The sequence below is a fragment of the Methanobrevibacter sp. 87.7 genome, assembly GCF_002208625.1.
In the GTDB taxonomy this organism is placed as follows: domain Archaea; phylum Methanobacteriota; class Methanobacteria; order Methanobacteriales; family Methanobacteriaceae; genus Methanarmilla.
In genome coordinates, this window is record NZ_MRCT01000063.1 from 1 (window position 1) to 10,435 (window position 10,435).

Consider the following 10,435-nt stretch of genomic DNA (forward strand, 5'->3'; position numbering starts at 1 on the left):
TATATACATTATTTATTTTAATTTTAATTTTTTTATACTTTTTTTAATAAAACTTATATATCTTATATAATCATATAATTATATAATTGTTAATTTTTTAGCAATTATTTTAAAAGTTAATATTTAATTTCAATATAATTAATTAAATTTTAATAATTTAGTATTAATTTCTATTGTACTAAGTTAATGTGAATTTATAGCTATTTAGTTTTCTATTGTACTAAGTTAATAGGGATTTATAGCTATGTACTAAGTTAATGTGAATTTATAACTATTGTATTGAGTTTAAGCTATTTATTCTCTTAATATAATTTATTGAAATTTAATTTATAATATAATAAATTAAATATTAATAATCCTGTTAAAATCAATGATTTTAACTTTTTTAAAAGAAATTTGGGATACAATGAAAAATTATAATAAATTCATCCTTTTAGGTTTATTTATAATTGTAATTGTCTGTCTTACTAATGTATCTGCTGTAGATTCATCTATGGTAGCTAATAATAGTCAATTATCAAGTAATTTAGATAATGAATTATCTACTAATTATCAGATATCTTCTAATAGTAATCTATCTACTAATTATCAAGTATCTAATAATACAGATAGTGATGTATCTACTGATTATCCAGTATCTAGTAATAATTTAGATAATAAATTATCTGATAATAATTTAGAATATAATACTAATACTGAAATAATTGTAAATGATTCCTCTTTAGTAGGTAATCAAGTATATATTAATACAAGTATTAGTTCAGATGGTAAATTAATTAATCTTGGTAATGCAACAATATATGTTATTGGAAATAATAGAACAATTTCCCATACTGCAAATATAAATAATAATTCATTTATATGGACACCTAAAAATCCAGGTATCTATAATATTACAATTGTTTATAATGGTGGTAAGTTTGGAAATATTACTTATCTAAAATCAAATTCTACAAAATATAACTTCATTGTAGATTCAATTGATTTAAGTGTTGATAATATAACTGTCTATTATACTGATAAATCTAAGCTCACTGGAAAAGTATATTCAAATGGTAAAGCTTTAGCTAATCATACAGTTATATTTAATATATTAGGTCGTAACTATACAGCTACTACAGATGAGAATGGTGAAGCATCAATACCTATTGAATTAAATCCAGGAAAATATAATATTTATACATATATTCCTAGAACTTCTATTTCTGTAAACTCTACAGTTAATGTTGTAGTTAATAAATCATTAATTCACATTATAGTATCAGATCTTAATAAAGATTTTAGAGACAGTAAAAAGTATAGTGTTAAATTATTATATGATAATATTCCAATTACTAATACTAATGTAGTAATTAGTCTTTTAAATGTAAAATATAATGTAAAAACAAATAATCAAGGTATAGGATACTTAACTGTAAATTTAAATCCAGGAAAATATAAATTTACAGTAAATAGTAATGTTTATGGATATAATGTATCTAATTCATCTAATGTTATTGTAAATAAATGGATTAAATCTAAAACATCACTTGTTGTATCAAAATTAACTAAAAACTATTTAGATGCAGCATATACTGCTAAAGTATTATATAAAAATAATCCAATTTCTGGTATAAAAGTATTCTTTACAATAAAAGGTAAAACCTATTCAAGAATTACTAATAGTAAAGGAATTGCAACATTTAATATTAATTTAGGTGTTGGTACTTATGCAATTACATCTAAAATAAATACTGCAGGTGTATCTTTAAGTAAAAAATCTTCAATAAAGATTATTAAAGCAAATCCTTCACTTTACTTTAAAAATGTAGATATGGAATATTCACTTGTTAATAATACTCCTGTATTAAAATATTCTATAAAAAAAGGTAAAACTGTTGTTATAGGATTATCATATAAAAATAAACCATTATCTGCATATAAGGTAACTATTGGTATTAATTCCTTTAAAAATTATAAATGGTATAAAACCAATTCTAAAGGATTAATAAATTATCCAACTAGTAATTTAAAAATTGGTAAAAACAGTTTTGTAATTACATTATATTCAAGTAATAAAAATTACAACTCTTTAAGATGGAATATTCCAATTACAATTAAAAAATAGTTTTATTTTAAAAATTCATTTTTAAATGAATTTTATTTCTTTTTTTAGCTATTAGTTTTTGTGTATTTTTAGCTATTTTTTACTTATTTTTAGCTATTTAATTTTAAAATATTCTTATTTAATTATTTTTTTATAGCTATTTATTTAATTAAATTTTAATTATCAATCTTCTATTTAGCTTCATATTATTTTATATTAAATATTTAATAGCTAATTTTAATCATATTCGTATAATCTAATTTTATTAAATTATAAAGTTTTAACTTTTAAATAGACTATAAAATAGTTAAGTATATTAATAAGTAATTATTAGATATAAGTATTCAATATTTAGAGGGGTGAATATGGAAAAGAAAAATAAGATTACTATTTTAATAGTTTTAATCGTAGTAATCATAGCTATTTTAACGGCATATATTATTTTTCAAGTACAGATATTGAATATAAAAATGTTTATTTATCAAGTACTTGTGAATTGGAGATTCCTGTATCAGGTAATATGACTAATTCAACAATTGCTAATAATATTACAGTATTAAATGATACTCAAAATGATGTTCGTGTAATATACTATAATAGTAAAAATGATGATAGTTTATCATCTATGTTAACTAATGGTATGAGTTTTGCATCAATAAGAGAATCATATAAAAATGGTGGAAAAGAAGAATCAATATTAAACCAAACAGTATGGTATAATGATAATACTAAATATTATATCGCTGTTCTTGGAAATGATAATACACATGATAATATTTTAATTATTACTAAAAATAAAGAAATATTAACCCATATGATTAGTACTGTAACCTATTTAAACATTAATAACAGTAGTAATAATTCAACGAATGATTCTACAGTTAAAGATGATTCAAGTCTTGATTCAAATTCTAGTGATAATGGACCAAGTGTTGTAAGTAAAAAAAGATATTATAATGCTCAAGAAGGTCATGGCTATTTTGATGAAGTAAGATATTCTGATGGTAATTTCCGTCAATATGATTCAGAATCTGGAAAATTAATCGGATCTTCTTATGATTCAGATCAAGAAGCTAATGGTGGTTCATTACCTGGTCGTACTTAAATTTTTTATAAATTTTTAATTTTTATGTTTAATTAGAATAGTTTAAATTTTATAATCAAATGATTTATTAAGTATTTAAATTTATGTTTAATTAGAATAGTTTAAATTTTATAATCAAATGGTTTATTAAGTATTTAAACTTATATAATATTCAAAAATGTGTTTATTAATAAAAATGATTTAATCTATATTATAGGTGAATTATATGATAGAAAATAATATATGTTTATTAACAGATAGTTATAAAATTACACATCATTACTTTTATCCAAAAGGTACTGAAAAAATTTATTCATATCTTGAAAATAGGACTGGTGCTGAATTTAACAAAACAATCTTCTATGGATTACAATATATTCTTAAAAAATATTTAGTTGGAAGTGTTGTAACTGAAGAGAAAGTAGAAGAAGCAAATGATATTATGAAAGTTCATCTTGGAGAAGGTATCTTTAACTATGATGACTGGATGTAAATTATGTAATTTCTATCTTGATGTAACAGGATCTAAAAAAGATAATCTTCCATTTATGTTACATGATTTCGGATATCGTGGAGCAAGTTCTACTGAATCTGCTAAACTCTGTAGTTCTGCTCATTTACTTAGCTTCTCTGGAACTGATACATTAGTTCCACCAAATTATTATAATACTCCTGAAGTTGAAGGTTTCTCAGTTCAAGCTACAGAACATAGTGTAATGACAGCACAAGGACCAGATGGAGAATTAGATCAAGCAATAAATGTAGTTCAAAGTGCACATGATGGTATATTATCAGTAGTAATTGATAGTTATGATTATAAAAACTTTTTAAAAAATGCTTGCTTTGATGGATATGAACTTAATAGTGAAATTAAAAAATTCTTAAACAGAGCTGAAGGAAATAAAATCGTTTTCCGTCCAGATAGTGGAGAACCAGTATCTACTACAATTGATTGTCTTGAACTTATTGAAGAAGGATTTGGTACACATTTCAATGATGCAGGATATAAAGTATTTAATGCTAATATTGGTGTTTTATGGGGTGATGGTTTAAATTACCATAAAATACGTGATGTTCTATTTGGTATTAAAGCTCATAACTGGGCAGCAGAAAACATACTCTTTGGTATGGGTGGAGGATTACATTCTAATGTAACTCGTGATACTCAAAGAACAGCATTTAAATGTTCTGCTCAATATAGAAATGGTAAATGGTTTGATATATTTAAAAAACCATTAGATAATAGTAAAAAATCTAAAAAAGGAAGATTTAAATTATTAGCAGATGGTCAAAATTTTAAAACAGTTCCAATTGATGCTCCTGGTGAAGATGTTTTAAAAACTGTATTTAAAGATGGTGAACTTCTTGTTGATGATAATTTCAATGATATTAAAGCAAGAACTTTAAATTATAATTTATATCCAGTTAAATAGATTTTAGCTATTTAAACACTTTTATTAAATAGGATTTTTTATCCTATTTATTTTTATTTTTTTTATTAGTGTTGTTTTTAAATTTTTTTAGTTTTTTTTATTATGATTATTGTTTTTTAGTTTTTATTAGTTTTTTTTAGTTTTTAGTATTATTCTTTTTTTAATTTTTAATTAATTATTTTCAAGTATTTCTAATTTTATTAAATATTTTCTATTATTTTAGTTTTTATTTAGTTTTTAATTACTTAATCTTATTTTAATTGATTTATATTAAATTTAAATTTATTCTTTTTTAGACTAAAAACAATATAAATATTATAAAAAATATAATTATAACTAATATAAATTTTATTTTTAAAAATATTATGGTGAAAAGATGATAGGACCTTGGGTAGAAAAATATAGACCACAGACCTTAGATGAAGTAGTAGGTCAAGAACAAATTATTAAACGTTTAAAAAATTATAAAAATGAAGGAAATATGCCTAACCTTATGTTTTCAGGTCCTGCAGGTGTAGGTAAAACCACTACAGCTTTAGCTTTAGCTAAATCTGTTTTAGGTGAATATTGGAAACAAAACTTTTTAGAATTAAATGCATCTGATGCAAGAGGTATTGATACTGTAAGAAATAATATTAAAAATTTCTGTAGATTAAAACCAGTAGGTGCTCCATTTAGGATTATATTCTTAGATGAAGTAGATAATATGACTAAAGATGCTCAACATGCTTTAAGACGTGAGATGGAAATGTATACTAAAACTGCATCTTTTATCTTATCATGTAATTATCCATCTAAAATTATTGATCCTATTCAATCAAGATGTGCAATATTTAGATTTGCACCAGTTAAAAGTGAAGATATTAAAAAACGTCTTGCATATATCTGTGAACAAGAAGGATATAATTATACTGATGAAGGACTTGATACTATTGTATACTTTGCAGAAGGAGATATGCGTAAATCTGTAAATGTATTACAATCTGCTGCAACAGAAGGTGAAGAAATTACTGAAGATTCCGTTTATGGTGTAATTTCTAAATCAAAACCTCAAGATGTTCATAATATGATTACTGCAGCAATGACTGGAGATTTTATGAAATCAAGAGATTTACTTCGTGAAACTATGATTCTTCAAGGAACTAGTGGAGAAGATATGGTTACACAGATTTATCAAGATGTTACAAAAAGAGTTACTGATGGTAAAATGGATAGTTCTGTTTATATTCAATTAGTAAATGATATAGCTGAAACTGATTTCAGAATACGTGAAGGGTCTAATCCAAGAATACAACTTGAAGCTCTTCTTGCTAAATTCTTATGATTAATATGAATTTTTAATTTAAATAATAATTAACTATTAATATTTTTAAAGGAGTTAATTTTTATGATTTTTAACCTTATTAAAGTCTTTAAAGGAGTTAAATTTCTATAATGATTAAACGTATTAAGATATTTAAAGAAGTTAAATTGTTATTTTATTTAAAATTATTAGTTTAAAATCTTTTTAGGATTTATTAATTAAGACCTTATTAAGATTTTTAAATTGAAATCTTTTTAAAATTATTTAAAGGGAATAAATATGCAATGGACAGATAAATATAGGCCTAAAACCTTTAAAGAAATTAAAGGTTATGCTAAAGAAAAAAAATTAATTAAACAATGGATTGAGGAATGGAAAAAAGGTAATCCTCAACAATGTTTACTTCTTGTTGGTCCTCCAGGAGTTGGAAAAACTACCTTTGCACAGATTATTGGTCATGAATTTGGTGAATATATAGAGTTAAATGCTAGTGATAAACGTTCCTATGATATATTAATGAATACTATTGGAGAATCTACTACTACTTACTCTTTATTTTCAGATAATCCAAAACTCATTATTCTTGATGAAATTGATGGTATTACTGGAAATGATGATAGGGGAGGAACAAGAGCTATAAATAAAATCATTGAAGAATCTAAACATCCAATAGTAATGATGGCTAATGATTTATACTCAAAAAGGCTTACAACAATTAGGAAAAAAGTAACTGTTATAAAAATGGGTAAAGTTAGATCACCTAGTATTAGAACAAATCTTGAATCAATCTGTAAAAAAGAGGGAATAGAAGCAGATAAAGAAACATTAAATACTCTTGCTAAACGGTCTAATGGTGATATGCGTTCAGCTATTAATAGTCTTCAAGCATTAACTGAAGAATCTAGAAAATTAAATCCTGAAGATTTAAATTCTATTTCTCAGAAAAATGATAAAGCAACAATATTTGATGCAGTAACAACAGTTCTTAAAAGTAAAAATTATAATCATATAAGAGATGCATTATATCTTGATGAAGAACCAACACTTGTAATGGAATATATTGCAGAGAATATACCACGTGAGTATAAAAAACCAAATGAAATTAAAAAAGCTTATGATTATATTTCTAAAGCAGATATTTTCTTTGGACGTACAAGACAAAGTAGAAATTATGGTTACTGGAAATATGCAACACAATTTATGGGTCTTGGAGTAGCTTTATCTAAAGATGAAAAATATCGTAAATTTACAAGAGTTACATATCCTCAATCATTTACTAAAATGGCAAAATATAGAGGAAAAAGAAACCTTAGAGATTCAATAGCTGAAAAAATGGAAGCTAAAATGCATGTTTCTCTAAAAACAGCATATACAATGTTTCCATACTTTGAAATAATGTTCCAAGATGATAAAACAGCTTATGAAATCTCTTCATTCTTAGAATTAGATGATAAAGAGATTAAAAGATTTAGGAAAAAGAAAATTCCTAAAAAATTCATTGAAAAAATGGATAAAGAAAGAGCAGAAAGACGTGCTAAAGAAAGAGCAGAAATGAAAAATGCTTTTAGTTCTAATTTAAATTCTTCTGAAGAAACTGTTGATTTTAAAACTAATGATGAAGAATCTATTATTGATTTTAAATCTGATGATGGTTTAGGTTTGGAGTCTGATTCTGTTGATTTTAAATCTGATGATGATGAGGAATCTATTATTGATTATAAAGAAAATAAATTAGAGTCTAATTTAAAAAAATCTAAGGATTTTAATTCTACTAATATGGATATAAAAGAATCTAAAGATTCAAATGCTACTAATCTAGATATAAAAGAATCTGAAGTTAATAATGATTCTGAATCAAATATTAAAGAAGATATTAAATCTACTGTTGAAAATACTAAAGGTAAAGATTCAAAGTCTAGTAAAAAATATAAAGAAAACAAAGGTTCAAAATCCGATAAAGAAGAAAAAGATAAAGATAATACTGTTCAAACATCTTTATTTAGTTTCTAATTAAAATTTAAAAGTATTTTATTATACTTTTAATATCTTAATTTTACTTAAATTTCAGTTAAATAATATTTTTTTTCTTTTTTATTGTTTTTTGTAAGTAATGTCTTTGAATTGTTGATATTGTGTTTTATATTGTTTTTTTCTAAATAATTAGGAGATTAAAATTATGACTAAGAAAGAACCAGTTATTTTTGTAGGACATGGTTCTTCATTAAATGCTATTGGTGATAATCCATATAGGACTGAATGGAAGAAAATAGGTAAATATTTGGGAAAACCTAAAGTTATTATTGCATTTTCTGCACATTGGTTTAAAGAAGATTTATATGTAAGAACTGCAGATTTTAATAAACAAATTAATGATATGTATGGTTTTCCTGATGAATTATATCAAGTTCATTATGAACCTAAAGGATCACCTGATTATGCAAAAAGAGTACTTGATTTACTTGGAGATTCTGCAGAAGAAAATAATGATTGGGGAATAGATCATGGTGTATGGTCAGTTCTTTCAAATATGTATCCTGATGCAGATATTCCTGTTGTAATGATTAGTGTTAATGTAAATTTATCATCTGAAAAACAATTTGAAATAGGTAAAAAATTAAGGTCATTAAGAGAAGAAGGAGCATTAATCTTAGCTAGTGGTAATATTGTACATAATTTAACTATGGTAGATTGGAGATTAGATGATACCTACGATTGGGCAAAAAAATTTAATAATGAAATTAAAGATGCTATTTTAAATGGAGATTATGATAAAGTTGTAAATTATGAAAATATTGAAAATTATAATCTTGCAATACCCACTACAGAACATTTTATACCATTATTAAATGTTTTAGGTTTAATATCTTCATCTGATAAACTAATAATATTTAATGATAAAGGTGAATTAGGTTCTATTTCTATGACTTCATTTTTATTTGAAGATTCTAGTTAGTTATGTTTTAAATATTTATGTTTTTTATTGTGTATTTTGGATATTCTGGTTAGTTTTGTTTTAAATATTTAAATAATATACTAAATTTTACTTTTCTTAATTTTTATTTAATCAATAATTTAGTATAGATATTAAAAAGAAACAATTATATAGTTTAATTATATAATATTATTTAAAATGTAATAGTTAAGTTATAAATTAATTACTTAAAATATTCTTAAATGATTAATTTATAATAATACTAATTTTAAAATCTAATAAATATATGAGATGATGTAAAAATGAAAGGTACATGGAAGTTACATCTAAGAATGGCAGTAGCTTCAATTCTTATGTTTGTTATATTGTATTTTATTGTTGGATTAGTTTGTACTATTATTGGCATAAATATGGCTCCAATGGTATGGCTAGCGATATCCTTAGTTATAACATTTATACAATTCTTAGCTGGTCCTAAACTTGTTGAATGGTCTATGGGTGTAAGACGTGTTTCTGAATCTGAAGCACCTGAATTACATCAAATGGTTGCAGAATTAGCTGCTAATGCTGGTATTCCAAAACCTACTGTAGGTATTTGTAATATGTCTGTTCCTAATGCATTCGCATATAGTAGAACTAGACGTGATGGTCATATTGCTGTTACTACTGGTATTTTAAATGTTTTAAACCATGATGAACTTAAAGCAGTTTTAGGCCATGAAATGTCACATATTAAACATTATGATTGTGCTATTAATACTATTATTAGTGTAATTCCAATGATTTGTTATTATACTGCAATTAGCTTCTTATACTCTAATGATAATGATAATGGTCTTGGAATTATAATTGGTATTGTTGGTTTAGTTTTCTACTTCATAGGTCAATTATTAGTTCTTTTCGTTTCAAGAATAAGAGAGTATTATGCAGATCAGGGTAGTGTAGAACTTGGAAACAAACCAGAATGGTTATCTTCAGCATTATATAAACTTGTATATGGTGCAGCTTCAGCTCCAGAAAAAGAAATTAAAGAATTTGAAGGAAATAGAGCATTCTTCTTAAATGATGTTTCTCATGCAGAAAAAGATATCACTGAATTATCTCAAATAGATTTAAATGGTGATGGTGTTATTGGTGCTGAAGAGTTAAGACAACTTAAAAATTCTAATGTTAAAGTTTCTACTGGAAATAATTTCATGGAATTATTCTCAACTCACCCAGATATGCTTAAAAGGATTAAAAGACTTTCTGAATTAGAAAATTAATTTTTTTAATTCATTTTATTTTTTTATTTTATAAATAAGTATTTTTTAGTATTCTTTTTTTTATTTTTTTTCTATTTTTTTTAATATTCTTTTTTTTATTCTTAGGTATTGTATTTTTTAGTATTTTGATTATTTTTTAAATTTTTTTTATTATATAGTAGAATATTATATATTTAATTTCATTAAATAGTATATTGTTTAATTTCTTTAATCATATAAATGTTTATATAGATATCTAAACATTTTTTAGTTTTTAGAAGTTTTTACTAGATTTTTTCTAAAAATTTTTTAATTTTTATTTAATTTTATTCTAATTGATTATTTATTTTAAT

Annotated in this window: 6 protein-coding genes and 1 pseudogene; all 7 read left to right on the forward strand. The window is 23.5% G+C overall.

Annotated features, from left to right (window positions below):
- Nucleotides 1-406 precede the first annotated feature (406 nt).
- The 7 genes and pseudogenes from BGI41_RS04330 to BGI41_RS04360 all read left to right on the forward strand — a co-directional run bounded on the left by BGI41_RS04330 (nt 407) and on the right by BGI41_RS04360 (nt 10,103).
- On the forward strand, nt 407-2,107 hold the full coding sequence (locus BGI41_RS04330; protein ID WP_088539007.1) for a hypothetical protein: 1,701 nt from the start codon (nt 407-409) through the stop codon (nt 2,105-2,107).
- A 475-nt stretch (nt 2,108-2,582) separates the two neighbouring features.
- Complete coding sequence (locus BGI41_RS04335) at nt 2,583-3,191, forward strand: hypothetical protein (protein WP_143744788.1); 609 nt, start codon at nt 2,583-2,585, stop codon at nt 3,189-3,191.
- A gap of 205 nt (nt 3,192-3,396) precedes the next feature.
- A pseudogene (locus tag BGI41_RS04340) lies at nt 3,397-4,603 on the forward strand (nicotinamide phosphoribosyltransferase domain-containing protein).
- Nucleotides 4,604-4,979: 376 nt separating this feature from the next.
- A complete protein-coding gene (locus BGI41_RS04345; RefSeq protein ID WP_088539009.1) occupies nt 4,980-5,927 on the forward strand; it encodes a replication factor C small subunit in 948 nt (315 codons plus the stop codon).
- A 258-nt stretch (nt 5,928-6,185) separates the two neighbouring features.
- Nucleotides 6,186-7,916 carry a replication factor C large subunit gene (locus tag BGI41_RS04350; RefSeq protein WP_088539010.1) on the forward strand — a complete coding sequence of 577 codons (1,731 nt, stop codon included), beginning with the start codon at nt 6,186-6,188 and terminating at the stop codon, nt 7,914-7,916.
- A gap of 166 nt (nt 7,917-8,082) precedes the next feature.
- Entirely contained in the window at nt 8,083-8,859 is a 777-nt protein-coding gene (ygiD, locus tag BGI41_RS04355; RefSeq protein WP_088539011.1) for a 4,5-DOPA dioxygenase extradiol, read from the forward strand.
- Nucleotides 8,860-9,140: 281 nt separating this feature from the next.
- On the forward strand, nt 9,141-10,103 hold the full coding sequence (locus BGI41_RS04360) for a zinc metalloprotease HtpX (protein ID WP_088539012.1): 963 nt from the start codon (nt 9,141-9,143) through the stop codon (nt 10,101-10,103).
- Nucleotides 10,104-10,435: the final 332 nt, after the last annotated feature.

Excerpts from the sequence above, each read along its gene's own strand:
- BGI41_RS04330 (WP_088539007.1), top strand. The coding sequence starts at position 407 with ATGAAAAATTATAATAAATTCATCCTTTTAGGTTTATTTATAATTGTA.
- BGI41_RS04345 (WP_088539009.1), top strand. The coding sequence starts at position 4,980 with ATGATAGGACCTTGGGTAGAAAAATATAGACCACAGACCTTAGATGAA.
- BGI41_RS04360 (WP_088539012.1), top strand. The coding sequence starts at position 9,141 with ATGAAAGGTACATGGAAGTTACATCTAAGAATGGCAGTAGCTTCAATT.
- ygiD (WP_088539011.1), top strand. The coding sequence starts at position 8,083 with ATGACTAAGAAAGAACCAGTTATTTTTGTAGGACATGGTTCTTCATTA.
- BGI41_RS04350 (WP_088539010.1), top strand. The coding sequence starts at position 6,186 with ATGCAATGGACAGATAAATATAGGCCTAAAACCTTTAAAGAAATTAAA.